General features: G+C 63.8%; 17 protein-coding genes, 1 tRNA gene and 1 pseudogene. 5 read left to right on the top strand and 14 right to left on the bottom strand.

Features of this window, described 5'->3' with window-relative positions; genetic code table 11:
- Window positions 1–120: 120 nt before the first annotated feature.
- A pseudogene (locus GWK36_RS01225) lies at window positions 121–3,261 on the bottom strand (efflux RND transporter permease subunit).
- Window positions 3,258–4,187: an efflux RND transporter periplasmic adaptor subunit gene (locus GWK36_RS01220; protein ID WP_246237613.1), complete on the bottom strand. Its 930-nt coding sequence runs from the start codon at window positions 4,185–4,187 to the stop codon at window positions 3,258–3,260. Before GWK36_RS01220 ends, GWK36_RS01225 begins: the two are co-directional and overlap by 4 nt.
- A 457-nt stretch (window positions 4,188–4,644) precedes the next feature.
- On the opposite strand from GWK36_RS01220, the gene GWK36_RS01215 reads away from it, so the two are divergent.
- Window positions 4,645–4,974, top strand: a complete 330-nt coding sequence (locus tag GWK36_RS01215; RefSeq protein WP_166269376.1) for a flagellar protein FliT — start codon at window positions 4,645–4,647, stop codon at window positions 4,972–4,974.
- Here the strand turns inward: GWK36_RS01215 and purL are convergent.
- The 3 genes from purL to rnr form a co-directional block, all read right to left on the bottom strand.
- Entirely contained in the window at window positions 4,971–8,870 is a 3,900-nt protein-coding gene (purL, locus tag GWK36_RS01210; protein ID WP_166269374.1) for a phosphoribosylformylglycinamidine synthase, read from the bottom strand. The two genes, GWK36_RS01215 and purL, sit on opposite strands and share 4 nt — an antisense overlap.
- Window positions 8,871–9,061: 191 nt before the next feature.
- On the bottom strand, window positions 9,062–9,817 hold the full coding sequence (gene rlmB, locus GWK36_RS01205; RefSeq protein WP_166269372.1) for a 23S rRNA (guanosine(2251)-2'-O)-methyltransferase RlmB: 756 nt from the start codon (window positions 9,815–9,817) through the stop codon (window positions 9,062–9,064).
- Complete coding sequence (rnr, locus tag GWK36_RS01200; RefSeq protein WP_166269370.1) at window positions 9,810–12,134, bottom strand: ribonuclease R; 2,325 nt, start codon at window positions 12,132–12,134, stop codon at window positions 9,810–9,812. Before rnr ends, rlmB begins: the two co-directional genes overlap by 8 nt.
- 124 nt (window positions 12,135–12,258) lie before the next feature.
- Between rnr and GWK36_RS01195 the strand changes: the two genes are divergently transcribed.
- The 3 genes from GWK36_RS01195 to ispH all read left to right on the top strand — a co-directional run bounded on the left by GWK36_RS01195 (window position 12,259) and on the right by ispH (window position 14,898).
- Window positions 12,259–12,345: transfer RNA gene (locus GWK36_RS01195), tRNA-Leu, on the top strand.
- Window positions 12,346–12,415: 70 nt separating this feature from the next.
- Entirely contained in the window at window positions 12,416–13,789 is a 1,374-nt protein-coding gene (gene purB, locus GWK36_RS01190) for an adenylosuccinate lyase (RefSeq protein ID WP_166269368.1), read from the top strand.
- Window positions 13,790–13,950: 161 nt separating this feature from the next.
- Window positions 13,951–14,898, top strand: a complete 948-nt coding sequence (gene ispH / locus GWK36_RS01185) for a 4-hydroxy-3-methylbut-2-enyl diphosphate reductase (protein ID WP_166269366.1) — start codon at window positions 13,951–13,953, stop codon at window positions 14,896–14,898.
- 32 nt (window positions 14,899–14,930) lie between these two features.
- On the opposite strand, the gene GWK36_RS01180 is transcribed toward ispH, so the two are convergent.
- Window positions 14,931–15,398 carry a transposase gene (locus tag GWK36_RS01180; protein ID WP_166269364.1) on the bottom strand — a complete coding sequence of 156 codons (468 nt, stop codon included), beginning with the start codon at window positions 15,396–15,398 and terminating at the stop codon, window positions 14,931–14,933.
- Window positions 15,399–15,560: 162 nt separating this feature from the next.
- Here GWK36_RS01180 and thiO point away from each other — a divergent pair, with 162 nt between their 5' ends.
- A complete protein-coding gene (thiO, locus tag GWK36_RS01175; protein WP_166269362.1) occupies window positions 15,561–16,649 on the top strand; it encodes a glycine oxidase ThiO in 1,089 nt (362 codons plus the stop codon).
- A gap of 94 nt (window positions 16,650–16,743) precedes the next feature.
- Here the strand turns inward: thiO and folC are convergent, their stop codons facing one another.
- The 8 genes from folC to asd form a co-directional block, all read right to left on the bottom strand.
- Complete coding sequence (gene folC, locus GWK36_RS01170) at window positions 16,744–18,039, bottom strand: bifunctional tetrahydrofolate synthase/dihydrofolate synthase (RefSeq protein WP_166269360.1); 1,296 nt, start codon at window positions 18,037–18,039, stop codon at window positions 16,744–16,746.
- A 37-nt stretch (window positions 18,040–18,076) separates the two neighbouring features.
- Entirely contained in the window at window positions 18,077–18,985 is a 909-nt protein-coding gene (accD, locus tag GWK36_RS01165; RefSeq protein WP_166272330.1) for an acetyl-CoA carboxylase, carboxyltransferase subunit beta, read from the bottom strand.
- 140 nt (window positions 18,986–19,125) lie between these two features.
- Complete coding sequence (trpA, locus tag GWK36_RS01160; RefSeq protein ID WP_166269358.1) at window positions 19,126–19,935, bottom strand: tryptophan synthase subunit alpha; 810 nt, start codon at window positions 19,933–19,935, stop codon at window positions 19,126–19,128.
- A complete protein-coding gene (gene trpB / locus GWK36_RS01155; protein WP_166269356.1) occupies window positions 19,932–21,125 on the bottom strand; it encodes a tryptophan synthase subunit beta in 1,194 nt (397 codons plus the stop codon). The genes trpA and trpB overlap by 4 nt, the downstream gene beginning before the upstream one ends.
- A 91-nt stretch (window positions 21,126–21,216) precedes the next feature.
- Window positions 21,217–21,867: a phosphoribosylanthranilate isomerase gene (locus GWK36_RS01150; RefSeq protein WP_166272328.1), complete on the bottom strand. Its 651-nt coding sequence runs from the start codon at window positions 21,865–21,867 to the stop codon at window positions 21,217–21,219.
- Window positions 21,868–21,881: 14 nt separating this feature from the next.
- Entirely contained in the window at window positions 21,882–22,742 is an 861-nt protein-coding gene (truA, locus tag GWK36_RS01145; protein ID WP_166269354.1) for a tRNA pseudouridine(38-40) synthase TruA, read from the bottom strand.
- Entirely contained in the window at window positions 22,742–25,456 is a 2,715-nt protein-coding gene (locus tag GWK36_RS01140) for a FimV/HubP family polar landmark protein (RefSeq protein ID WP_166269352.1), read from the bottom strand. Before GWK36_RS01140 ends, truA begins: the two co-directional genes overlap by 1 nt.
- Before the next feature lie 51 nt (window positions 25,457–25,507).
- Entirely contained in the window at window positions 25,508–26,590 is a 1,083-nt protein-coding gene (gene asd, locus GWK36_RS01135) for an aspartate-semialdehyde dehydrogenase (protein ID WP_246237876.1), read from the bottom strand.
- Window positions 26,591–26,609: the final 19 nt, after the last annotated feature.

The following is a 26,609-nucleotide window of genomic DNA, read 5'->3' as shown; positions in this document are numbered from 1 at the left end:
CTCGATTCCATTCCGCCTTGCTCTGAAATAAGGATCAGGAGCTGATTCAGCGTTCCCCCAGGATCTTGGCAGGGGGCTGCGATTTGACACCTGAAGGCAAGACAGGCGCTATCGTAAGCCCTAACTGGCACCTTTGAACACCTCAGTGCCCGCACCCCAGCCATGCACCCATTCCCGCATCCGCTGGAAGATCACATAGATCATGGGGATCAGGAAGATGCCGAGGACGGCGGCGGCGAGCATCCCGCCGAAGACCGCCGTCCCCACCGCCCGCTGGCTGGCCTCGCCTGGACCGCTGCCCAAGAGCAAGGGGACCAGGCCCAGGATGAAGGCGAAGCTGGTCATGAGCACGGCGCGGATGCGCAGCCTGGCACCATTGATCGCCGCCTCCAGGATCGGGCGGCCCGCGGCGCGTTCATCCCTGGCGAACTCGATGATCAGGATGGCATTCTTGCTCGCCAGACCGATCAGGACCAGGATGCCGATTTGGGCATAGAGGTCGTTAGGCAGATGGGCGATCAACAGGGCGACCATGGCCCCCGCCAAACCGGCCGTCACCGAGAGCAACACCGCCGCCGGCAGCGACCAGCTCTCATAGAGCCCGACCAGAAAGAGATAGGTAAAGAGCACCGCCAGCCCCAGGACGATCGCGGTCTTGCCACTTGCCTCAAGCTCCTGGAGCGTTGTGCCCGTCCATTCAAAGCCATAGCCAGCGGGCAGGGTCGCCGCCGAGACCCGTTCCATCGCTGCCAAGGCCGCACCCGAGCTATAACCAGGGGCGGCCTCGCCCTGGAGGGTGACGCTGCGATAGTTGTTGTAGCGCTGGATCCGCTGGGGTCCCACGATCAGCTCGGCGGTCACCAGGGCGCGCAGCGGCACTATCTCGCCGGAGGTGGCGCGGACATGGAGCCGGTCGATCGCCTCCACCGTTGCACGGTCGGCCTCCTTGCCCTGGAACTTGACCTGCCAGACCCTACCGAAGCGATTGAAGTCATTGACCATATAGCCGCCGAGCATCGCCTGGAGGGTATTGAAGATATTGACGATCGGGACCCCAAGGGTCTGGGCCTTTTCGCGATCTACCCTGAGGACGAGCTGGGGGGTTGCCGTAGTCCAGGTCGAATAGACGCGGTTGAGGGCGGGGTCCTGGTTGGCTGCCAGCACCAGGGCGCGCATGGTCGCGGCCAGGCTGTCGGGGTCGCGCCCTTGGAGGTCCAGGAGCTGATATTCAAAGCCGCTGCAAGTGCCCAGCCCCACGATCGGCGGCGGGCTGAAGGGCATGACCCGCGCCGCCGGCAGGCCCGCCGTCGCGACGGCCAGGCGGCGGATCGTGGCGGGGAGGCTGAGCTCAGGCATCGTGCGTTCGGCGAATGGCTTGAGGCGCACAATTAGGGCCGCGGCATTGGATTGGACGCCGCCATCGAGCAAGTTATACCCGGGGATGGCGATCGCATGGGCCACTGTGGGGTCAGCGAGGGCCAGATGTTCCAGCCCCTCGACCACATTGAGCGTGCGATTGAGCGATGCGCCCTCGGGCAACTGGATATGGGCCATGAATGCGCCCTGGTCTTCCAAGGGGAGAAAGCCGGTCGGGGTGATGCGAAACAGCCAGCCGGTCGCCGCGCCCAGGCCCAAGACGAGCACGAGGCCCAGGATCGCGACCCGCACCAGGCGGAGCACGATGCCGGCATAGCCGGCGCGTACCCAATCGATCGCATTCAGGACATAGCGCATCAGCCCCTTGCGCCCCTGCGCAGGTTTGAGCAAAAGGGCGCAGAGGGCAGGCGACAGGGTCAGGGCATTGAGCGCCGAGATCAGCATCGAGAAGCTCAAGACAGCGGCAAACTGCTGGAACAGCCGGCCGGTGATTCCGGGGATGAAGGCTACGGGCACAAAGACCGCAAGCAGCACCAGGGTGATGGCGATGATAGGCCCAGTGATCTGCTCCATCGCCTGCTTGGCCCCGGTGCGCGAGTCTAGGCCCTCCTCTTCCATCAACCGTTCGACATTCTCCACCACCACCACGATGGCATCATCGACCACGATCCCGATGGCCAGGACCATCGCCAACAGCGAGATGGTATTGAGCGAAAAGCCAATCGCAAGTAGGGCGGCCAGGGTCCCGATCAGGGTCACGGGCACGGCGATCAAGGGGATCAGGGTCGCGCGCCAACTCCTGAGGAACAGGAACACCACCAGGATGACCAGGGCGAAGACCTCAAACAGGGTATGCATCACCTTCTCGAGGCTGGCCTTGACGAAATCCGTGGTGTCATAGACGACCACATAGTCGAGGCCATTGGGGAAGCGCTTGGCGAGCCGCTGCATGGTCTGCTGCACACCCTCGGCCACCGCCGCTGCATTGGCCCCAGGTGCCAGATAGATGGCCATGCCCGCGGTGGGGCGGCCATCAAGCCGGCTAAAGGCATCGGCCTGCTTAGTGCCGAGCTCAACCTGCCCTAGGTCCTTGAGTAAAACGCGCGAGCCGTCGGGGTTGGCGCGCACCAGGATCTGCTCAAACTCCTCGACCTCGGTCAGGCGACCCTAGGCATTGAGGGTGATCTGAAACTGCGGGTCCTCGGTCATCGGTTGGGCGCCGATCCGCCCAACGGCGGCCTGGATGTTTTGGCCCTGGATCGCTGAGACGACATCGGCGGGGGTCAGGCTGAGCGCAATCAAACGATCGGCATCCAGCCAGACCCGCATGCTGTAGTCCAGCGGCCCGAACAGGGTCGCCTCGCCGACCCCGGGCACCCGCGCCAGTTCATCGAGGACATTGAGGGTGGCATAGTTGCTCAAAAACAGGTTGTCATAGATCCCCTGCGGCGAATACAGGGCCACCACCTGGAGCATGGCCGAGGACTTTTTCATGATCACCAGCCCCTGGCGCTTGACCTCATCGGGGAGCTGGGCCATGGCGAGGTTGACGCGGTTTTGTACATTGATCGTATTGAGGTCGGGGTCGGTGCCAACGGCGAAGGTGACGGTCAGGGTATAGCTGCCGTCAGTATTGCTCGCCGATTTCATATAGAGCATGCCATCGACCCCGTTGACCTGCGACTCGATCGGCTGGGCCACGGTCTCCTCGACCACCGCCGCCGAGGCGCCAGAATAGCTGGCGCTGACCACCACCTGCGGCGGAACGATGTCCGGATACTGGGCGACCGGCAGGCGGGTGAGTGCGATCAGGCCGGCGAGGGTGAGGACGATCGAGATGACGAGCGCAAGCCGGGGGCGGTCGATAAACAGTGCCGAGATCATGCGCCGCCCCTCGACCCGAGGGCCTCGGGCGGCTGGGCGCGCACCGCCTGACCTGGGCGCACCGCCTGCGCCCCCTCGATGATCACCAGCTCGCCTGCTTGCAGGCCCTGGATAATGGCCACCTCCCGCCCTTGGGTCTGACCGGTCACCACGCGGCGGACCTGGGCCCGGCCTTCAGCATCGACGATGAGCACATAGTTGCCCTGCTGATCGACCTGGAGCGCCATGCGCGGGATCAGGATCGCCCACTCGGGGATGCTGCTCTTGACTACCACCCCAACGTACTGACCATCGACCAGGACCCCATCTGGATTGGGGAACCCGGCGCGCAGGGTAACCGAATCGGTCGTGCGATCGGTGGTGACATCGACGAAATCCAGATGACCGAGCGGCTCATAGAGCGTGCCGTCGGGCAGGCGCACCTGGACCTGGACCTGGCGCGGGTCGCCGCCCTTGGCCTTGATCTCGCGGCGGGCATTGAGCAGGTCGCGCTGGGTGATCGGGAACTGGACATAGATCGGGTCCTTACTGACGATGGTTGCCAGCACCCCTGAGGCTGGACCGACCAGGTTGCCGACGCTGACCGCGACTAGACCGATCCACCCGGCGATGGGCGCAGTGATCTGCGTATAGCCGAGGTCCAGACGGGCGCCATTGAGCGCGGCCTGGGCTTGGGCGACGGTCGCATGGGCGCTGGCGGCGGCGGCCTTGGGCTCATCGACCCGCGCCTGGGGGATGTTGTTTTGTCTCAAGAGCTCCAAACCCCGCGCCAACTGGGCATCGGCGTTCTGGGCCTCGGCCTGGACCGTCCGCTGGACTGCAGGGGTGGCGATCACCGCCGGCGCTGGCAGCGCCTGTTGGTTCGGAGGGGCAGCGGGTTGACAGCCGCTGAGGGCAAACAGCAGGCCGGCGATCGCGGCCCTCATGGATCGCCTCAGTGACGGATGGTGGCGTAGGTGCTCAGCAGGCGGTGCAAGGCCACTCACTCCTCTGCCTGAGGGTATAGGCCCGCCGCACCGGCGCACGCTGCTGACTGGCGGATCCCGGCTCAGTCGAGGATGAGGATGCCGGTACGCGCCGGACAGTTCGGGCAGGGTTATCTGCGGGCAAGGCCTGGGCAGGCGCATCTCGGATCCCCTCGCTCTGGGCCAGAGGATGCTATTCTAAGAGACAATTTCCCAATTTTCCGAGGATGCGCAAGTGGTCTACGAGTTTGATCGTGCGCCGCTGCCATGTCCTGATGGCCTAGAGACCGCTTGGGGGAGGAAGACCCTGAGAAGATCCCTAGCCGCGCGCATTATTGCGGTTGTGCCGCAACCGGGCGTGTTGATACAGGACACACAGCGAACGGATAGGGACTGAAAATTTTAAGGGAAAAGATCCATGCCAGACGTCTCAGAACTCATCGCTGCGCTCACCGCGGCCACCGACCAGATGGAGGATGCCGCCCGCGGGGAAGATTGGGAGTTGGTCGCGCATCTGCAAAAACGCCGCCGCGTCTTGATCGAATCGCTCAGCGAGCGGCTAGCGCAAGAGCCGCTCACGGAGGATGAGAGCGAGCGGATCGAGACCATCCGCCAGCAGGAGTCCTTGGTCGCCGCCCTGGCCAATGCCCGCCTCGAGGAGCTCAGGCAGGTGCTCGCCGAATTCCCCGAGGTCCAGACCCCGCGTCTAAGCCGCATGGAACGCGCCTATCGCGACGGGATGGGTTAATCCACCCACCGCCTGGCATTGCGGAAGAGGCGCAGCCAGGGGCCGTCTGGGCCCCAGTCACCGGGGTGCCAGGAGTACTGGACGCTGCGAAAGACCCGCTCGGGGTGCGGCATCATGATGGTGACCCGCCCATCGGTCGTGGTCAGGCCAGTGATCCCCAGGGGTGAACCGTTGGGATTGGCCGGATAGCGCTCGGCGGGGCGGCCATCGTTTTCGATATAACGCAGCGCCACCCAAGGCAAGGCACTTTCCAGGTGTCCCGCATCGCAAAACTCGGCCCGCCCCTCCCCATGCGCCACGGCGATCGGTAGGCGCGAACCGACCATGTCAGCGAGCAGGATCGAGGGGGACTCCAGGATCTCGACCATCAGGGTGCGCGCCTCGAATTGTTCCGAGCGATTGCGGACAAATCTGGGCCAGTGGGCAGCGCCTGGGATGAGGTCCTTGAGCCGCGCCAGCATCTGACAGCCGTTGCACACCCCCAGGGCGAAGGTGTCGGGTCGGGCGAAGAACGCCTGGAACTGATCCCGCGCCCTGGGGTTGAACAGGATGGTCTTGGCCCAGCCCTCCCCTGCCCCCAGCACATCGCCATAGGAGAACCCACCGCAGGCCACCAGACCCTTGAAGCGGTCAAGCTCTACCCGTCCGGCGAGGATGTCGGAGAGATGGACATCCACACAGGCAAAACCTGCGGCATGAAAGGCGGCGGCCATCTCGACCTGACCGTTGACCCCCTGTTCGCGCAGGATGGCGATAGGCGGACGCAGACCGCGCTCGATATAGGGCGCGGCGATGTCGTCCTCGGGGTCGAAGGTCAGATGGGCAGAGAGGCCCGGGTCGGGCGCAGCGATGCGGGCAAAGGACTCGGCAGCGCATTGGGGATCATCACGCAGCGCCTGCAGCCGAAAGCTGGTCTCGGACCACAGGCGCTGGAGCTCGCTGCGGGTCGATTCGAATACCGGTCGGCAGTGCCGGCAGATGCGGATGCGTTCACCCTCGTCCAGCATCCCGATCACCGGGCTAAACTCTGCCAGGCCGTGATCGTCCAGGATCTGTAAGACCGTATCCGTCTCGCGATGCTGCACCTGGATGACCGCGCCCAGCTCCTCGCTGAAGAGCACCGCAAGATCGTCCGATCTCAGGGGGCTCAGGTCGATGTCGAGACCGCAGCGCCCGGCGAAGGCCATCTCACAGAGGGTGACCAAGAGCCCGCCATCTGAGCGGTCGTGATAGGCGAGGATCAGATCCGCTGCGCGCAGCTCGCGCAGCGCAGCACAAAAACGCCGGATAAGGTCTGGGTCGTCGAGATCAGGCGGGACACCGCCTAGTTGCCGATAGACCTGAGCGAGCACCGAACCCCCCAGCCGGTTCTGACCCCGCCCGAGATCGATCAGGATCAGATCGGTATCGCCGCAGTCGGTGCGCAATTGCGGGGTAAGGGTCGCCCGCACATCGGCTACAGGGGCGAAGGCCGAGACGATCAGTGACAAGGGTGCAACCACCCGCCGTTCGCCTTCTGGGGTCCGCCAGACCGTCTGCATGCTCAGCGAGTCTTTGCCGACGGGGATGGCGATCCCAAGCACCTGGCAAAGCGCGCTGACTGCCCTGACCGTATCATAAAGCCGCGCATCCTCGCCTGGATAGCCGGCGGCCGCCATCCAGTTGGCGGACAGTTTGATGTCGCCGAGCGACTCGATCTCAGCGGCCAAGAGATTGGTGATCGCCTCGCCCACCGCCATACGCCCCGATGCAGGGGCATCGATCAGGGCGATGGGCGTGCGCTCGCCGATGGCCATCGCCTCGCCGGTCACGCCCCAATGGTCGCTCAGGGTGACGGCGCAATCGGCAACCGGCACCTGCCAGGGACCAACCATCTGGTCGCGGGCGACTAAGCCCGTGATGCTGCGGTCGCCGATGGTAATCAAAAAGGTCTTGTCGGCGACCGCCGGCAGTTGCAGGACGCGGCGGACGGCCTCGTCGAGGGCGATACCTTGTCTATCCAATGGCATCCACGGCGCCGGGCGGCGCTGCACGACCCGGCGCAGCCGCGGCGGCTTGCCGAAGAGCAAGGCGGAGGGGATGGCGATCGGGCGCTCGCCGGTTTTGGGGTCCTCGAGCAGGAGATGTTCATCGGCGATCGCCTCGCCGAGGATGGCGTATGGACAGCGCTCGCGGGCGCAGATGGCCTCGAAGATCGTCAGGCGCTCGCGGGCGATCGCCAGGACATAGCGTTCCTGGGACTCATTGCACCAAAGCTCCAGGGGCGACAGGCTTGGGTCGGCGCTTGGGATCGCGCTGAGATCAAAGCGCCCGCCGCGCCCCGCATCATTCACCAGCTCGGGCAGGGCATTGGCCAATCCCCCCGCCCCGACGTCATGGATCAAGAGGATGGGGTTGTCCTCACCCAGTGCCCAACAGCGGTCGATGACCTCTTGACAACGGCGCTGCATCTCGGGGTTGGCACGCTGCACCGAGGCAAAATCGAGTTCGGCATCCGAGCTCCCCGCCGCCAGGCTCGAGGCCGCCCCACCCCCAAGCCCGATCAGCATCGCCGGACCGCCGATGACGACCAGGGGCGTCCCGGGCGGCAAGGGCTGTTTGTATACATGCTCAGCGCGGATGTTGCCAAGCCCCCCGGCGAGCATGATCGGCTTGTGATAGCCGCGGATCTCGCTCCCGCCCTCGGGGGTAGGGATCGCCTGCTCGTAGGTGCGAAAGAACCCCGCGAGATTGGGTCGCCCGAACTCGTTGTTGAACGACGCCGCCCCGATGGGGCCTTCGAGCATGATGCTGAGGGCTGAGACGATCCGCTCTGGGCGGCCGTGATCCTCCTCCCAAGGCTGGGCAAAACCAGGGATATGTAGGTTTGAAACGGCAAATCCGGTCAATCCCATCTTGGGTTTGGCGCCCTGTCCCGTTGCCCCTTCATCGCGGATCTCGCCGCCGGCACCGGTCGCTGCACCTGGGTCAGGGGCGATGGCCGTCGGGTGGTTATGGGTCTCGACCTTGGCGAGGAGATGGATAGGCTCCTCGGATTCGCGATAGAGACCGGTTTGGAGATCGGGAAAGAAACGTCGGCCCTCCCATCCCTGGATGACCGCGGCATTATCGCGATAGGCAGAGAGCACCCCCTGCGGATTCTTCTCGGTCGTTTGCCGGATGAGATCGAACAGGGCATAGGGCTGGAGCTCGCCGTCGATCACCCACTCGGCCTTGAAGATCTTATGGCGGCAATGCTCGGAATTGGCCTGGGCGAACATCATGAGCTCGACATCGGTCGGATCGCGCCCAAGCTGCTGAAAGCTTGCCAGCAGATATTCGATCTCATCCTCTGAGAGCGCCAGCCCCAGCGACCGATTGGCCTCTTCGAGCGCCTGCCACCCTTGGGTCAATAACGGAATCCGTCTGAGCGGGCGCGGCTCGGCCTGGGCAAACAATGATTCGGCAGCATCGAGCGCAAGGCATACGACCTGGGTCATGCGGTCATGAAGCAGCCCTGCCGCACGCATCAGGTCCTGATCGGCGAGTGACCCTTCCTCCGACCACAGGGTATAGAGCACCCCCCGCTCGATGCGCCCAATCGCATCTAGACCGCAGTTGTGCGCGATATCCGTAGCCTTGGACGACCAGGGCGAGAGGGTGCCTGGACGGGGGATGACCAGGAGCGAGCGCTGGCATCCTGTCGGCACAGAGGTTGACGCGGGTTGCGTAGGCCCATAGCGCAGGAGCTCTTCCAGTACCTCGCGCTCGGCGGCAGCGAGCGGGCGTTGCACCTGGACAAAATGGATATATTCGGCTGCAAGCCTGAGGTTCATCCCCAGACGCGCTTGCAGATTTTCGGCAAGCTTGGCCAGCCTGAACGCAGAATGGGCGGGGGCGCCGCGGAGTATCAACATGTAAAGCGATCCTGAGTGGTCTTAGGGTGCGTATTGCGCACCCGATTACAATTTGGTCATTCCGTCACAAGCCAGCATCATTATTCCAGCGTAAACTGGGATCCAGATCGTATAAGCCGCTTAGGGTACTGGACAGGCATCTGCCTGGGTGACGAGCCCTTTCAGCCGCCTAAGGGTAGGGATTGCGCATCCTAGCTCAGTGTCTTTCTGGAGCGCTGGCGCAGGGCCTCATAGAGACAGACACCAGCAGCGACCGAGACATTGAGGCTTTCGACCTGACCGCGCATCGGGAGGCGCCCGAGATGATCGCAGTGCTCGCGGGTCAGGCGGCGCAACCCCTTGCCCTCGCTGCCCAGGACCAACCCCAAGGGGCCCCTGAGATCGAGGTCGTAGATCTCTCGCTCCACCTCACCTGCCGCCCCGACCAGCCAGATACCGCGCTCCTTGAGCCGCTCCATGACCCGCGCCAGATTGGTGACCTGGACATAAGGCAGGGTTGCAGCGGCGCCGCTTGCCACCTTGCAGACCACTGGGGTCAGGCCCACGGCCCGGTCCTTGGGCGCGATCACCGCCTGCACCCCCGCCGCCTCGGCGGTGCGCAGACAGGCACCCAGGTTGTGCGGATCCTGGACCTCATCCAAGAGCAGCAGCAAGGGGGGGTCCGCCAGCCGATCGAGGAGGGCAAAGAGTTCGGACTCTGGGCGCGCTGCCGGCACCCGCACCCAGGCGATGACCCCTTGATGATTGATCCCTGGGGCTTGGCGTTCCAAGGCATCGCGCTCGACCTGACGTAAGCGCACACCTGCGGCCTGGGCCAAGGCAACCAGCTCCTCCAGACGACGGTCGCGCCGCCCGCGTTCGATCCAGAGCTCATCGACCCCCCCCTGACCAAACTTCAGCGCCGCGCGCACGCTGTGGATACCGCCGACCGGAGAGCGTTCAGTCATCACTTGACCCGCCCGCTGAGCGATCTGCCTGGCGCCGCTGCGCCTTTTTTTGACGGCTAGCCGCAGACCGGCCTGATGCTGCCTTCCCTCTCCCCGTCTTCTCGACCGACCGGCTGAGACGCTTGGCGCTGGCAGGCGGCTTTGCGGGGATGAAATCGATCTTACGCTCATCGAGATTGACCGCCGCGACCTGGACCCAGAGCCGATCGCCCAGCCGATAGACCCGCCCCGTGCGCTCGCCGATCAGCCGGTAACCGATGGGGTCGAAATGATAGAAGTCATGATCGAGCGCCGTGACATGGATCAGACCATCGACATAGATGGCATCGAGTTCGACGAAGAGCCCGAATGCATTGACGCTGGTGATGGTCCCCGCGAAGACCTCGCCCAGCAAGGCTTGCATATATTCACATTTGAGGGCCATCTCGGCATCGCGGGTCGCCTCGTCTGCTCGCCGCTCGGTCCCCGAACACCATTCGGCGATCTGTTGCAGCTCGGACGTGGTGTATTCGAGATCTGCGGCCTTGCCGCCGGCCAGCAGGTGCTTGATCAGACGATGGACGACGAGGTCCGGATAACGGCGAATCGGTGAGGTGAAATGGGTATAGGCGTCATAGGCCAAACCGAAATGACCGATGTTGTCGGTGCTATACATCGCCTGCTGCATGGAGCGCAATACCACGGTCTGGATCAGATGGCGGTCAGGGCGATCTTGGATCTGTGCGAGCAGCCGCGCATAGTCGGCGGTCGTCGGCTCTTCCCCCCCGGGGAGCTTGAGTCCCAGTTGGGCCAAAAACTCGCGCAGGTCGTTGCGCTTGTCCCCGCTCGGCGCCTCATGCACGCGATAGATGGCCGGCAGGCGGCGGCGCTGGAATTGGCGGGCAGCCGCGACATTGGCCGCCAGCATGCACTCCTCGATCAGCCGGTGGGCGTCATTGCGGACAAGGGGCACGATCGCCGCGATCCGGCCCTGTTCATTAAAGATGAATCGGGTCTCGATGGTCTCGAAGTCAAGCGCCCCGCGCCCCACCCGCTGGACATGCAGGGCCTGATAGAGCTGATAGAGCTGGTGGAGGTGCGGCAGGAGCTCGGCAAACTGGGCACAGAGTTCAGGGTCGCCCTCGAAGAGGGCCGCGACCTGATCATAGGTCAGCTGCGCCTGCGAGCGCATCACCGCCTCGAAGAACCTGGCGCGGGTGATCTGACCCGAACGATTGATATATAGCTCGGCGGCCATGCACAGGCGATCCACCCCAGGTTTGAGGGAGCACAGGCCATTGGACAGGATTTCGGGGAGCATGGGGATGACGCGGTCGGGGAAATAGACCGAGTTGCCGCGCAACCTCGCCTCGCGGTCGAGCGCCGTTCCCGGCCGCACATAGGCCGAAACATCGGCGATACAGACCAAAAGCCGCCAACCCTTGGGTTTGCGCTCGCAATAGACCGCATCATCGAAATCGCGGGCGTCGGCACCATCGATGGTAACTAGCGGCAGATGGCGCAGATCGACGCGACCCGCCTTGGCCGACTCGGGGACCTCAGCGCTTAGGCCCGCGATCTCGACCTCGACCTCGGGCGACCAGGCCACCGGCAAGTCATGGGCGCGGATAGCGATCTCGGTCTCCATGCCGGGCTGCAGATGATCGCCCAGGATCTCGATGATACGGCCGATCGGGGGGGTACGGCGGGTCGGCTGGTCGGTGATCTCGGCGACTACGATTTGGCCTTGTTCGGCGCCGTTGAGACGGTCGCTCGGGATGACCACCTCATGGACCAGCCGTTTGTTGTCAGGGACGACAAAGCCGACCCCGCCCTCCTGATAGAGCCGCCCGATCACCCGTTGGGTGTTACGCTCCAGGATCTCGACCAGCGCCCCTTCCAAGCGCCCGCGCCGATCGCGCCCGGCGATGCGCACGATGACCCGATCGCCATGAAAGAGCGGGCGCATCTCCTTGGGATAGAGATACAGGTCATCCCCCCCCTCGTCGGGGCGCACAAACCCAAAGCCATCGGGATGACCGATCACCCGACCGGCGATCAGGTCGCGTTTGTTGACCGGACAATAGGCCTGGGCGCGGTTGCGCACTAACTGACCGTCGCGCACCATCGCCGTCAGGCGCCGTTCGAGCGCGACCAGCTCATATTCTTCGGCAAGCGCCAAGCATTTGGCGAGGTTCTCGAATGACAGCGGGCCGCGCTGATTGAGGGTGTCGAGGATAAACTCGCGGCTGGGGATCGGATGGGCGTATTTTTTGGCCTCGCGCTCACGATAGGGATCAACGAGCGCTGCAGTCTGGGTCGGTTGACGTCGGCTCACTTGTGCTTGCGGCTATGCAGGATCATTAGAGCTGTCTAGTGTACCCTTGACAGACCTGATCTGTCTTGACTAGTATTATCCCCCTACCGGCAGAGTCTTGATTAACAGACCCTAGTCCAAAGACGCCGAGGTGGCGGAATTGGTAGACGCGCATGGTTCAGGTCCATGTGAGCGAAAGTTCGTGGAGGTTCGAGTCCTCTCCTCGGCACCAGTTCCAACGAGGCGCTGCATCCCAATCCGGTGCAGCGCCTTTTTTATGTCTGTCACACCGGAATCGGACGATGTCGCTACCGCTTGCCAGCCTGACCGCCGTCTCACCCATCGATGGGCGCTATGGCGCGCGCACCGCCCTACTGCGCGCGATCTTCAGCGAGTATGGTCTCATTCGGCACCGCGTCCTGGTCGAGGTCCGTTGGCTTCGGTGTCTTGCTGCGCACCCCGGCATTCCAGAGGTCAATCCCTTCTCCCCCGAGGCCGAGGCCGTCCTTGAGCGTCTAAGCGATGCGTTCACCCTCGCGGACGCCGAGCGCATCAAGTCGATCGAGCGCACCACCAACCACGACGTCAAGGCGGTCGAATATTTCATCAAGGAGCAGCTCGGGGGGCTCACCGAGCTTACCCGTATCAGCGAGTTCGTGCATTTCGCCTGCACCTCGGAGGATATCAACAATCTGGCCTATGGCCTGATGGTGCGCGAGGGGCGGGATGCGGTCATCCTGCCGACGTTGGATGAACTGCTCGGCTCGCTGCGCGCTCTCGCCCAGCGGCATGCCGAGCTGCCGATGCTGGCGCGCACCCATGGTCAGCCGGCAACCCCGACGACCCTGGGTAAAGAGCTTGCGAACTTCGTCTATCGCCTGCGCCTCCAGCGCGTACGCATCGCCGAGGTCAGGCTGCTCGGCAAGATCAATGGAGCGGTCGGAAACTACAACGCCCATTGCATCGCCTATCCCGAGGTCGATTGGCCGGCATTTGCTCAAGATTTCGTCGAGTCCCTGGGCCTTGCCTTCAACCCTTATACCACCCAGATCGAGCCGCATGACGCTTTGGCCGAGCTGTTCGACGCCTTGGCGCGCTGCAATACCGTCCTGATCGATCTCTGCCGCGACCTCTGGGGCTATATCGCCCTCGGTTATTTCAAGCAGCGCCTCAGATCGGGCGAGGTCGGCTCATCGACCATGCCGCATAAGGTCAACCCGATCGACTTCGAGAACGCCGAGGGCAACCTGGGGCTTGCCAATGCGCTCTTGCGCCATCTCGCCGACAAGCTCCCCATCTCCCGCTGGCAGCGCGACCTCACGGACTCCACTGTCCTGCGCAACTTGGGCACGGCCTTTGGGTATCAGCTCATCGCCATCCAGTCCATCCAGCAGGGACTGGCCAAGCTCGAGGCCGATCCCGAGCGCTTGCGCCTTGACCTCGACGAGCACTGGGAGGTCCTAGCCGAGCCAATCCAGACCGTCATGCGGCGCTATGGCCTGCCCGAACCCTATGAACAGCTCAAGGCCCTCACCCGCGGCCAGCGGATCGGGCAATCTGAGCTCCATGCCTTCATCGACGGGCTTGCGCTGCCGGATGCGGTCAAGGCCGAGCTCAAGGCCCTCACCCCTGAGCGTTATCTCGGGCGGGCGGCTGAACTGGCAAGGGCCGTGTAACGATCGAGCGTCGGCATCTCGTCGGCTCCGAGCGGACTCTCGTCGGCAAAAACCCCAACCCCTTTGTGCTGTTTTGGCGGATGTGAGTCACTTATCCTCAAACCATGATGAACACGCATACTTCTGCTGATCGGCGAGACGCCGGCTCTCCAAGCGAGGTCATGTCCTTCCCTCCGTTCGCCGTCGAGCTTGCCAACCCGCGCGGCTTTTGCGCCGGGGTCGATCGGGCGATCGCCATCGTCGAGCGGGTGCTCGAGCGCTTCGGCGCGCCTGTCTATGTGCGCCATGAGGTGGTGCACAACCGCTTCGTGGTCGATGGTCTGCGTCGGCGCGGTGCGATCTTCATCGAGGACCTCGCCGAGGTCCCGGACGGCGCGACCCTGATCTTCAGCGCCCACGGCGTCCCGCAAGCGGTGCGGGGCGAGGCCGAGGCGCGGGGCCTGCGGGTCTTCGATGCAACCTGCCCCCTGGTCAACAAGGTACATCTCGAGGTCGCGCGTTATTGCAAACAGGGGATCAGCGTGATCCTGATCGGTCATCGCGGGCATCCAGAGGTCGAGGGGACGCTCGGGCAATGCGTCGACCCCCAGGGGGATGCCCGGATGTTTCTGGTCGAGGGGAGCGAGGATGTAGAAAGGCTCGAGGTGCCGGACTCCGAGCGCCTGGCCTATGTCACCCAGACGACCCTCTCGCTCGACGACAGCCGCACCATCATCGCCACCTTGCAGGCGCGTTTCCCCAAGATCCAAGGTCCGCGCAAAAGCGATATCTGCTATGCGACCCAGAATCGCCAGGATGCGGTGCGCGACCTCGCCCAGCGCTGTGACCTAATCCTGGTGGTCGGCTCCCCCAATAGCTCGAACTCCAACCGACTGCGCGAGCTCGCCGAGAAACAGGGCTGTCGCGCCTATCTCATCGACGGGGCGGAGAACCTCAGGGCCGAATGGCTGATGGGCTGCAACAGGGTTGGTGTCACCGCCGGTGCCTCGGCGCCAGAGATCCTGGTCAATGGGGTAATCGAACGGCTCAAGGGGTGGGGCGCGGTTGAGATCAGCGAACAGCCAGGGCAGCACGAAGATGTGGTCTTCGCCCTGCCGCGTGAGCTATAGGGTATGCATGCGCCCCTACCTCTGAACTTGTATTACGCGGCATCATGGAGCTTGGGATGCTGGAAGTAGCACATGACGCGTTGGGGGGAATTGAGAAGGCGGCGCAGGTGGCTGACGGTCGCCTTCTTCAGATCGCCCTTGGCGCGGGAGGGCGCCTGCGCGGTGATGATGGCCTTGAGCATCTCGTTGGGGTTCAGTGCTGGGCTGTAGGGGGGGAGGGAGGAGGCCTCGATTTGATTGGCGCATGCAGCCAGCCACGCCTTGACCGGCTTGGTGTGATGCACGCGCAGGTTGTCGAGGATGAGGAAGATCTTCTTGCCCCTGGCGTCCTTGACGAGCCGCTTCATGAACAGGATGTCGGCGTTCATCGCCCCCGCGAACGCCTTCCAAGGCACCTTGCCGCGGTTGGTCAGCGTCGAGATCACCGACAGGCCTTCGCGACGGTGCGTGACGCGAATCTCGGGCGTCTTGCCCGCCAACAGCGCCCGCTTCTCGCCCACCTTGCGCCTACCCCCCTTGCCCTTGGGCCCCTTCGCGCGCCGCAAACGACAGCAATCTCATGTCTCGTCTTTCCATGCCCACGACATCTGGACAGCTCACTCAATTTCAAAAGCATGTGTTTCTTATCAAGAATTAAAGCAAGAGGGGTCTGAGAGCGATCGATGTCTGACATCCTGGTCGTTGGCGGCGGCATCATCGGGCTTTTGACGGCGCGCGAGCTTGCCCGAGTAGGGGCTGCGGTGACCCTGATCGAGATGGGCGAGACGGGTCGCGAGTCCTCCTGGGCGGGCAGCGGGGTCTTGGCGCCGCTGTATCCCTGGCGCGTCCCCGAGGCGGTGGATGCACTGGCGCGTCTGAGCCATGCTCTGTATCCGGACCTCGTCGCCGAGCTCGTCGCCACGACCGGTATCGATCCCGAATATACGGTCAGCGGGATGCTGATCCTGGATCCGGAGGACCTTGACCGCGCCCTCGACTGGGGGCAGAGACGCGCCCAACGGATGGAGGTGCTCGATGCAGCGCAAACCGCTGCCCTTGAACCCGAGCTCGGCGTCTATCCTGAACGCGCGCTCCATCTCCCCGAGGTCGCCCAGATCCGACCGCCTGCGCTCACCAAGGCGATCCGCCGCGCGATCGAGCGCAAGATTGCCATCCGCGAGCGCGAGGAGATCTGCGAGCTCCTGATCGCAGGCGACAGGGTCTGCGGTGTACGCACCCCGCGCGCCCAGATCGTTGCCGAGCAGGTGATCATCTGCGCTGGCGCCTGGACGGTTAAGCTCCTCGAACAACTAGGCACTGTCCCGGAGATCCGTCCGGTGCGGGGCCAGATGCTGCTCTTTCACGCCAAACCCAACCAGATCCAGAGGATTGCGCTCGACCAGAGGCGCTATGTCATCCCAAGGCGCGACGGGCGGGTCCTCGTCGGCAGCACCCTGGAGCACGCCGGATTCGACCAACAGACAACCGCTGAGGCCAAAGAATCCTTGTATCAGGACGCCGTCCAGCTCTTTCCAGTGCTTAGGCGTGCGCCTATCGAGGATCACTGGTCGGGTTTGCGCCCGGGGTCACCGAACGGTATCCCCTATATCGTCGCCTATCCAGAGATCTCGGGGCTCTATTTCAATGCGGGTCATTTCCGCAACGGCCTGACCCTGGGGCCCGCCTCGGCCCAGCTCATGGCTGACCTGGTGTTGGGGCGAGCGCCGATCCTCGATCCCCGCCCTTATGCTCTAGATGCCCTTAGGGCCTAAGGGCGAGAAGGGCGGTGACCCCGGCGAACGAATGTTTTATGGTTGGGTCCTGGCTGTGATTGCCCCACCATCGTGGCAGCCACCAGGGCCGCCCCTATATCCGCGGGCAGGCAGGATGCCTTAGGGCCGCGGCGACCGTGGTGAAGGAGCCGAAGATTACCAAGCCATCACCTGTCTGCGCCTCGGCCGCGGCCCGATCGATCGCCAAGGCGATGTCCCCAAAGACCTGGTATCTGCCCTCCCCCAGAAGACCAGCCAGACGCGCGGCCAAGTCCTTGGCCGACAGCGCCCGTTCATCCCCCGTCTGGGTGAGATACCAGCGATCGATGAGCCTTGCCAAAGGGGCTGCCATCCGCTCGGCTGGCTTGTCGTTGAGGACCGCAAAGACTGCATGCAGCCGACCTGAACAGGGAAGTTCACGCAGATTGGCGGCCAGGGCTGAGGCAGACTCGGCATTGTGGGCGACATCCAGTACCCAGGTGACGGGCGCATTCAGGACCTGAAAGCGCCCAGAGAGGCTGACCCCTCTTAGCCCTGCCTCGATCGCCGCAGCAGGAAACGAGAGTGGTAGCCGCATCAGGGCGGCGATAGCGGCGCTCGCATTGTCGAGCTGGAAGGGACCGCAGACAGCGGGATAGGGCAAGGAGTCGAGGCTTGTGGTCTTTTCATCCCCGAATCGAGGCTCCCATCGCCATCCCGCTGCGCTCTGGGACCAGTCGAACTCGCGCCCGAGCTGATAGGAGATAGCGCCGATTCGTTCGGCCTCTAGGCGCAGGGTCTCGGGGGCATCGCGCTGGCCGATGATCGCCGGGCGTCCCGGGCGAAATATCCCCGCCTTTTCGCGCGCGATGGCATCCAGCGTCTCACCCAGCCATTCGGTGTGATCCAGGCCGATGGTCGTGACCACCGCGACCTCGGCATCGATCAGATTGACCGCATCCAACCGCCCGCCAAGCCCCACCTCGAGCACGACGAGATCGAGCCCCGCGCGGGCAAAGAGATCCAAGGCGGCCAGGGTCCCGAACTCGAAATAGGTGAGCGGGATCTCGCCCCGCACCGCCTCGATGCGGGCGAAGGCAGCGCACAGTGCCTCGTCTGAGACCGGCTGTCCCTCGATCCGCATCCGCTCGTTGTAATGCAAAAGATGCGGTGAGGTATAGGCGCCGCAGCGGTAGCCTGCCGCGCGCGCGATAGCCTCGATCATGGCCACCGTCGAGCCTTTGCCGTTGGTCCCACCGACGGTGATAACCGGGCATGAGGGGCGCGGCGCACCCAGCCTCGACCAGACCGCGCGGATGCGTTCAAGCCCAAGGGCAATGCGTCGCGGATGCAGCCCCACCAGCCAGGCGAGCCAGTGATCGAGCGTCTTGGGGGTGTCTTCGCTCAGCACAAGGAGCGCCAGCCTTTAACCCTCTTGCAAGGACCTATCATACCAGATGGGCCTGGACTGGCACCACGGTGCGGCAATACCTGGGGCGTCGCATCAACAGGGCCAAGAGATCGGCGATCCGTTCGCGCAGATCGCGTCGATCGATGATCATGTCGAGCGCCCCCTTTTCGAGCAAGAACTCGCTGCGCTGAAAGCCCTCGGGCAGTTGCTCGCGCACAGTTTGTTCGATCACCCGAGGCCCGGCAAAGCCGATCAAAGCATTGGGCTCGGCGATATTGAGGTCCCCCAGCATCCCCAGGCTCGCTGAGACCCCGCCCATGGTGGGATCGGTCAGGACCGAGATGAACGGCAGGCGTTGCTCGCGCAGACTCGCCAGGGCGGCGCTGGTCTTGGCCATCTGCATCAGCGAAAAAAGGCTCTCTTGCATCCGCGCCCCGCCGCTCGCCGCAAAACAGACCAATGGCGACTGCTGGGTCATAGCGGCCTCGACCCCGCGTACGAAGCGCTCGCCGACCACCGAGCCCATGGAGCCACCCATAAAGTTGAACTCAAAGGCCGCGGCCACGATTGGCGATCCTTTGAGCCGCCCGCGCATCACGATCATGGCCTCCTTCTCGCCCGATTGTTTCTGGGCCTGGGCCAGGCGGTCCTTGTATTTCTTGAGGTCCTTGAACCGCAGGGGATCGACCGATTCGAGCTCGGCCCCGATCTCCTCGCGGTCCTCAGGATCGAGAAAGGCCTCTAGACGGCGGCGGGCGCCGATCCGGTTGTGATAGCCGCATTTGGGGCAGACCTCGAGATTGCGCTCGAGCTCGGCGCGATACAGGATGGCGTTGCAGCCTGGGCACTTGGTCCAGAGGCCTTCGGGCACCGTGCGCTTGGTGTTGGCATTGATGCGGATGCGCGTGGGGATCAGTTTTTCAAACCAGCGCTTGCCCTTGTTCATCGCCTGACGCATGGTGGCGCTGGCCTGTGCTTGGAGCTGTGACTTGGTTGAATCTTCCATCTCGTTGGGATGTCAGGTGTGGATCAGTAGTAGGGTGCGCACTGCACACCCCTGTTGCCTCTGGGTACGCAGTGCGTACCCTACTCTGCGCCATCGATCGCTGTGCGCAGACCCTTGAGAAAACCGGCGATCTCTTCAGGGATGCGTTCAGGGGTTTGGCTTAGGGCCTCGATCCGGCTGACGATCGCGCTGCCCACGATCACCGCATCGGCGATGCTTGCGATCTGCGCCGCGGTCGCGGTGTCCTTGATCCCAAAGCCCACGCCTACGGGAAGTGCGATCATGGACTTGATGCGCTTAAGATGGGCGGCGACATCGGCTGCGTCCAGATGTCCGGCGCCTGTAACCCCCTTGACCGAGACATAATAGACAAAGCCTGAGGCACGCTCGCCGATCCTTAGGATGCGTTCATCCGTCGAGGTCGGGGCCAAGAGATAGACCAGATCCAGGCCATAAGCCCTCAAGACCTCGACGAGCTCATCCCCCTCCTCGGGCGGGACATCGACGATGAGTACCCCATCGACCCCTGCTGCCCGGGCATGCTCTGCAAATGCCTGATAGCCCACGCGCTCGAGCGGGTTGAGATAGCCCATGAGGACCACTGGGGTCTCGGGGTCGGAGCGGCGAAATGACTCCACCATCGCGAGCACATCGCGCAGCCTGACCCCTTGGGCAAGCGCGCGTTCGGTTGCCCGCTGGATCACTGGGCCGTCGGCCATGGGGTCGGAAAAGGGCACCCCCAACTCGATGAGATCGGCGCCCACCTCGACCAGAGCATGCATCAGGGTGACGGTGACCTCTGGCTTGGGGTCGCCGGCGGTGATGTAAGGGATGAGGGCCTTGCGCCCCTTGGCCCGCAATGCGGCAAAGCGTTCAGAGATCCGGCTCATAGTGCCCACCCATCATGTTCGGCGACCGTGTGCATATCCTTGTCGCCGCGACCCGAGAGATTGACCACGATGATCTGGTCGTGGCGCATCTGAGGCGCGAGCTTCTCTGCATAGGCCAGGGCATGGCTGGATTCAAGCGCGGGGATGATCCCCTCGGTGCGGGTGAGGCGGTGAAAGGCGGACAGCGCCTCCGCATCGGTCACGGCCACATAGGTCGCCCGCCCGATATCCTTAAGCCATGCGTGCTCTGGGCCGACGCCTGGATAGTCCAGACCGGCAGAGATCGAATGGGTCTCGATGATCTGACCGTCCTCGTCCTCCATGAGATAGGTCCGGTTGCCGTGCAGCACCCCAGGCCGTCCGGCATTAAGCGGCGCGGCATGGCGCCCGGTTGCAATCCCCTCGCCCGCCGCCTCGACGCCATAGAGCGCGACCTCGTTGTCCTCGATAAATGGATAAAACAGCCCCATGGCGTTCGATCCCCCGCCGACACATGCGATCAATGCATCCGGCAGATGACCGGCGCGCTCGATGATTTGCTCTTTGGTCTCGCGCCCGATGATCGCCTGAAAATCACGCACCATCATCGGATAGGGATGAGGTCCAGCCACGGTACCGATGATATAGAAGGTGTTGTCCACATTGGTCACCCAGTCGCGCATGGCCTCATTGAGTGCGTCCTTGAGGGTGCGCGATCCCGAGCGCACGGGGATGACCTCGGCGCCTAAAAGCTTCATGCGATAGACATTCGCCTTCTGGCGCGCGACATCTACCTCGCCCATATAGACCGCGCATTCAAGCCCCAGGCGCGCGGCGACCGTGGCGGTCGCCACCCCGTGCTGTCCCGCACCGGTCTCGGCGATGATGCGTGTCTTGCCCATACGCCTGGCCAAGAGCGCCTGGCCGACGGTGTTGTTGACCTTGTGTGCGCCGGTGTGATTGAGGTCCTCGCGCTTGAGATAGATCTGGGCTCCGCCAAGCTCGTGGCTGAGACGGGCGGCCTGATACAGCGGCGAGGGGCGCCCGACATAGTCGCGCAGGTCCGCCGCGAGCTCGGCCTGAAACTCGGGGTCATCTTTGTAGTGCTCATAGGCCAGACGCAGCTCCTCAAGCGGCTGCATCAGGGTCTCCGGGACGAAGAGCCCGCCGTAGGGCCCGAAATGTCCCCGCTGATCGGGGAGGTCATACATAGGTCAAACCTCGTTGCGTTGCGACCGAGGTGCGCCCTGCGCACCTACCACTGCGAAATAACCCTCAGCCCTAGGGTGCGCATCGCGCACCCTAGGAGATACCGGCCCGCCGGCGATCGCCATCGCGAACGGCCCGCATAAAGGATGCCATCCGCTCGGGGTCCTTGATCCCCTTGGCCCGCTCCACACCGCCGCTGACATCGACCCCATACGGCCGAACCTGGGCGATGGCCTCGGCGACATTGCGCGCATCGAGCCCACCGGCCAGGATGATCTTTGAGGCAAGGCGAGGCGGGATGAGCCCCCAATCGAACCTCTGACCGGTCCCCCCGGGCCGATTCGGGTCATAGGCATCGAGCAAGAGTCCGGCTGTCCCCACAAAACGCGCGTATTCGGCTTCGAGATCGATATCCGGGCGCATACGGATTGCCTTGATCCAACGCCGCCCAAAACGCCGGCACAACTCAGGCGGCTCATCCCCGTGGAACTGGAGGAGATCGAGCGGCACCTGGGCGAGCACGGCCTCGATCTCCTCAGGGCGCGCATCGACGAACAGCCCGACCGCGCTGACGAACGGCTTGAGTGCCTGACAGAGGGCTGCCGCCTGCTCGATGCCCACTGCCCGCGGGCTTGGTGGATAAAAGACGAATCCGACCGCATCGGCGCCAACGGCAACCGCCGCCTCGAGGTCCTCGCTGCGGGTGATGCCACAGATCTTGACGCGGGTGCGCGGCTGCTGCATGGGCATGGAGGGGGCTATGCCACCCCAGGGCAGAGCTCATCCGGCTCCGCAAGCGACAGCAGGGGGCGCTCATCGCGCAGACGCGCAAGCGGGGCGCGCCGACCGATCTGGGGCAGGCCGCAGCGCTCGGGATAATCGGCGCGGACGAAATATAACCCCTGTGGCGGGGCCGTGACCCCACCGAGCCTACGGTCCTTGAGCCTAAGTAGCTCCGCAGTCCAATCCACCGGCGCCTCACCGCGCCCGATCGCGATCAGGACACCTGCGATATTGCGCACCATGTGATGTAAAAACCCATTGGCGCCGATGGCCAGGGCGATGTGCTCATCCTGTTGTTCGAGCTCCAGATAAAAGACCCGGCGGATGGGGCTCTTGGCCTGGCAGGAGAGGGCCCGAAAGCTCGAAAAATCATGCTCGCCGATGAGCGCTTGGGCTGCCCTCTGCATCCGCTCGAGGTCCAGGGGTTCATGGACCCAGACCGCGCGATGGCGTTCGAGCGGCGAGCGGGTGCGGCGCATCAGGATCTGATAGCGATAGTGCCGGCCTGTAGCGCTGAAGCGGGCATGGAAGTCATCGGTGACGGGGTGCGCCCAACGCACGGCGACATCGGGTGGCAGATGGGTATTGACCCCCAGGACCCAGGCCCGCTCGCTGCGGCAGGCACGGGTATCAAAGTGCACGACCTGCTCGATGGCATGGACACCGGCGTCGGTGCGTCCGGCGGCCTGTACCTGGACTGGATGATCGGCGACCCGCGCGATGGCCTCCTCGAGCACGGCCTGGACCGTACGCACCCCGGATTGGACCTGCCAGCCCTGGAAGTCGGTCCCGTCGTACTCGACCCCCAGGGCGATCCGTCCGCTGCAGGGGGCCATCAGCCTGAGCGACCAAGACGCTCGATCAACGCCTGTGCCTCCTTGCGCTGGTCATCGCGCCCCTCATTGAGCACCTCCTCGAGGATCTCGCGCGCGGCCTCTTGATCGTTCATCTCGATATAGGCACGGGCGAGATCGAGCTTGGTGGCGACCTCGTCCCAGATACCCGAATCGACCTGCCATTGCGAAGACAGGAGATCCGAGGGGACGCTCTCGCGGTCTGAGCTTAGGCTGGAATCGATAGAGATCGAAGGCTCTTCGGCAGGTTTGGACGTGCGGGCCGATCCAGCTTCGATCTCGGGAAGCTTGAGATTCAATCCTTGGCCGGATTCGATCAAGGGGAGGAGCTTATCTAGCTCTTCCTCGAGGGACGGGAGTTCGGCGGCGGGCGCCGGCTTGGACGCTGGGGTAGATGCCGGTTTGGACACCTGGGGCGGCGGCTGAATGGCAGCAGGGGCTGCCTCCTCGGGTTTCGCTTGGGACTGGTCAACCTCCAGCGATTCCATCAAATCGAGCGATAGATCTTCGATATCGGATGCCGGTTGACTTGACCTTGATGTCGGCTCAACCGCCGATACCGCTGGCGCCGGTGCGACGGGTTCAGGGGCCCTGGCCGCATGGCCCTGGACAGAATCCACCCGCGCAGCCAACCCTTCACCCATGATAGTCGGTGTGGACTCGCGCCACAGGCGCTGTAACCGCTCCCACTGTTCGGGGTCTTTCTTGTCGCCACCAGCCGCCTGGATCTCGTCGAGCAACTCTTTCAGGGCATCGCGTTCGCCACCGGCAGCGAGGGCGTCAGCGAGTTTGTATTTGAGCTCAAGGCGCTGCGGATCGCGTCTGATCTCCTTTTCGAGCAGGGTGCGGGCCTCACGGTGGCGTCCATAAGCAATATAGATGTCGGCTTCGGAGAGGGCATCGACATCCTCATACTCGGTATGGGTGTCGTCAAAATCGGTGGAGAGCGAAGGCGGACCCTCTTCCTCGCTTTCCAGTTCGATGGGGAGGGGATGGGTCGAGGCAAAGGTGGTCTTTTTCGCCAGTGAGACCTGATCTTCTGCCCCAGCGGTTGATGTCGGCTGGGGCTGTGCAGGCGTTTGATCAGGGCGATCGAGCACAAGGTACTCTTCAGATTCTTCTTCCTCTATCTGTGCCTGGCGGCGACGTGCGCTCAATAACGAGAAGAGTAAGATACCGACCGCTGTCAAACCTGCAAGCCCAGCGATCGGCAGAAGTAGGTTGTACCAGGTTGAGCCGACCGCGCTTGGGGGCTGCTGGGGTTGAGCGTGCGGCTGAGGCGAGGCAGCAGGTTTGGGGGATTCAGCAGGCTGGACGGGCACAGCAGGTGCAGGCTCGACTTCCGGCAGAGGGATCGGCCCAGGGGGCGGGAAGGCGGCATCGCTATCTACAACCTCGTCTGGCGGCTCAGTCGGAAGCGGGACGGTCGTCGGGGCTTCAACACCCAGGGTCCCCGCTTGCCCTGCGGTCTCGGTCGATTCGGCAGCAGTCTCAGATGCAGGAGGCGAGCTGGGTGATTCGGCGACCAGCTCGCTTTGCAGGGCTTGGGCCGGCTGTTCGCCAGTCAGCGATACCGGCTGCTGGGCAGCAGACTGGACGCGGGCCAGTTCGGCATCGCGGCGTTTGAGCTGGTTCTGGATCTCAGCGAGCTGGGCTTCGAGTTCTTGGATGCGCTGGCGCATCTCAGCGGCCTCTTGCCGCGCCGTCTCGCTGGTCTCAATCGCTTGCAGGACATCCGGCGAGGGCTGGGGCATCGCTGTAGTCGGTGCGGGCAGCGGGACCGCTGCTGCCTGACCAGAGGATGAGGGTGAAGGTACTGGCTGGACCGGCGTTGCCGTACCCACGACCCTAAGATGCGCCAGCATCTCAGGTGTCACTGGGGTCAGGGGCGATGGATTGATCTGACGGCCTTTGATCGCCGCCTGAAACTCGCGCCAGGCAGAATCCGCATCCAGAGCAAAGAGCTCAGCACGCGAGGGGATGACCAGGGTCTTGCCTGCGATCAGACGATTGATATTGCCGCGAACAAAGGCCCCTTGATTACAACGATACAGCGCGAGCGCGGTCTGGGCGGCGGTTGCGCCGGCGGGCGCATGGCGCCGCGCAAGCGCCCATAGACCCTCGCCTGGGGCGACCGGACCGATATAGACCGGGAAGCCCTCACCGGGCGGTGGAAGGTAATCGCCGGTGGCAACGGTCCCAGCCGCACTGCGCTCGCCTGTTTGCACCTGTCTGCCCGCTGGCATGGTTGAAACCGCGCCCGCGCGCACGGTCTGGATGCTAGGCGCGCGGCGCTCGGCCAGGGTTGGCGGGTCGAGAAGGACGGTATAGGATTTGATGAACCGACCATTCGGCCAGGTTACCTGGACGAGAAAATCGAGATAGGGTTCGCGCATCGGCTCAGAGCTGGTGACCCGCACCTGGGTCCGGCCATCGGGCATTGCCTCGGGGATAAAGCGCAACTGGGTGAGATAGTAATAACGCTCGATCTTGGCCTTGGCGAATGCTTCTGGCGGGGCGAGTTCGACGCGCACCGCATCGAGCTCCTCCGCCTTGACATCGCTGAGCTCGATCGATCCGGAAAAGGGCTGATTGAGCGCCGATTCGGTGCGCAGGGCGCCAAGCTCCAGGGCCAAGGCGGGAGACCCGCTTAAGACCGCAGCCATGGCCGAGACCAACTTCAGCGTGCGATTCATCTCCCCTCCTCGTGCTCCTGGTACCCCAAGATGTTGAAAACAAAGGTAAGGTTAAGTTTCTAACAAGATCCTCAGCATCCGCCGCAGCGGCTCGGCAGCCCCCCATAGTAACTGATCGCCTACGGTAAAGGCGCAGAGATACTGACTGCCGAGATTCATCTTGCGTAGCCGCCCGACGGCAACCGTTAGCGAACCGGTTACCGCTGCGGGTGATAGTGCACGCAGCGTTTCTGCCCGGTCGTTTGGCACCACCTGTACCCAATCATTGGCTGCCTGGATCAGTGAGACGATCTCGTCGATCTCAAGGTCGCGCTTGAGTTTGATGGTCAGCCCCTGGCTATGGCAGCGCATCGCCCCAACGCGCGCGCACACACCATCGACGGGGATCAAGTGCTCGCTGATGCCGAGGATTTTATTCGTCTCTGCCTGCCCTTTCCACTCTTCACGGCTTTGGCCGTTTGGGAGCGCGACATCGATCCAAGGGATCAGGCTGCCGGCCAGCGGCGCCCCAAAGTGTTCGGTTGGAAGCGCAGGCCCGCGTAAGGCCTCGGTCACCCGCCGGTCGATCTCGAGGATCGCCGAGGACGGATCGGCCAGCAAAGGGGCGGCGGCGGCATGCAATACACCCATCTGCGCCAGAAGCTCGCGCATATGCTTGGCGCCTGCACCCGAGGCAGCCTGATAGGTCATCGAGCTCACCCACTCGACGACCTCCGCCTTGAACAGCCCGCCGATCGCCATGAGCATCAGGCTGACAGTGCAATTGCCACCGATGAAGTCGCGCTTGCCGGCAGCGAGCGCGGCGTCGATGAGCGGACGGTTAACTGGATCGAGAACGATGGTGGCCTCCGGTTCCATCCGCAGAGCGGATGCGGCATCGATCCAATAGCCCTGCCAGCCTGCTGTGCGCAATCTGGGATGGATCGACTTGGTATAGTCCCCCCCCTGACAGCTCAGGATGACGTCCATCTCGGCGAGGGCATCGAGTGCCATGGCATCGCGCAGCGGCGCCCGCCCCCTGCCGACATCGGGCCCAAGCTCCCCCGCCTGTGAGGTCGAAAAGAAGACTGGCTCGGAGATCAGAACAAAGTCATCCTCGGCCTGCATCCGTTCCATCAGGACCGAGCCCACCATCCCCCGCCAGCCGACAAAG

The sequence above is a fragment of the Caldichromatium japonicum genome, assembly GCF_011290485.1.
Taxonomy (GTDB): Bacteria; Pseudomonadota; Gammaproteobacteria; order Chromatiales; family Chromatiaceae; genus Thermochromatium; species Thermochromatium japonicum.
Note: the sequence above shows the minus strand (reverse complement) of the source record. Positions and strands in the feature narration are given on the sequence as shown.

Coding starts and splice junctions, on each gene's coding strand:
- GWK36_RS01220 (WP_246237613.1), bottom strand. CDS start 4,187: ATGAGGGCCGCGATCGCCGGCCTGCTGTTTGCCCTCAGCGGCTGTCAA.
- GWK36_RS01215 (WP_166269376.1), top strand. CDS start 4,645: ATGCCAGACGTCTCAGAACTCATCGCTGCGCTCACCGCGGCCACCGAC.
- purL (WP_166269374.1), bottom strand. CDS start 8,870: ATGTTGATACTCCGCGGCGCCCCCGCCCATTCTGCGTTCAGGCTGGCC.
- rlmB (WP_166269372.1), bottom strand. CDS start 9,817: ATGACTGAACGCTCTCCGGTCGGCGGTATCCACAGCGTGCGCGCGGCG.
- purB (WP_166269368.1), top strand. CDS start 12,416: ATGTCGCTACCGCTTGCCAGCCTGACCGCCGTCTCACCCATCGATGGG.
- ispH (WP_166269366.1), top strand. CDS start 13,951: ATGTCCTTCCCTCCGTTCGCCGTCGAGCTTGCCAACCCGCGCGGCTTT.
- thiO (WP_166269362.1), top strand. CDS start 15,561: ATGTCTGACATCCTGGTCGTTGGCGGCGGCATCATCGGGCTTTTGACG.
- accD (WP_166272330.1), bottom strand. CDS start 18,985: ATGAACAAGGGCAAGCGCTGGTTTGAAAAACTGATCCCCACGCGCATC.
- trpA (WP_166269358.1), bottom strand. CDS start 19,935: ATGAGCCGGATCTCTGAACGCTTTGCCGCATTGCGGGCCAAGGGGCGC.
- trpB (WP_166269356.1), bottom strand. CDS start 21,125: ATGTATGACCTCCCCGATCAGCGGGGACATTTCGGGCCCTACGGCGGG.
- GWK36_RS01150 (WP_166272328.1), bottom strand. CDS start 21,867: ATGCAGCAGCCGCGCACCCGCGTCAAGATCTGTGGCATCACCCGCAGC.
- truA (WP_166269354.1), bottom strand. CDS start 22,742: ATGGCCCCCTGCAGCGGACGGATCGCCCTGGGGGTCGAGTACGACGGG.
- GWK36_RS01140 (WP_166269352.1), bottom strand. CDS start 25,456: ATGAATCGCACGCTGAAGTTGGTCTCGGCCATGGCTGCGGTCTTAAGC.
- asd (WP_246237876.1), bottom strand. CDS start 26,590: ATGGTGGGCTCGGTCCTGATGGAACGGATGCAGGCCGAGGATGACTTT.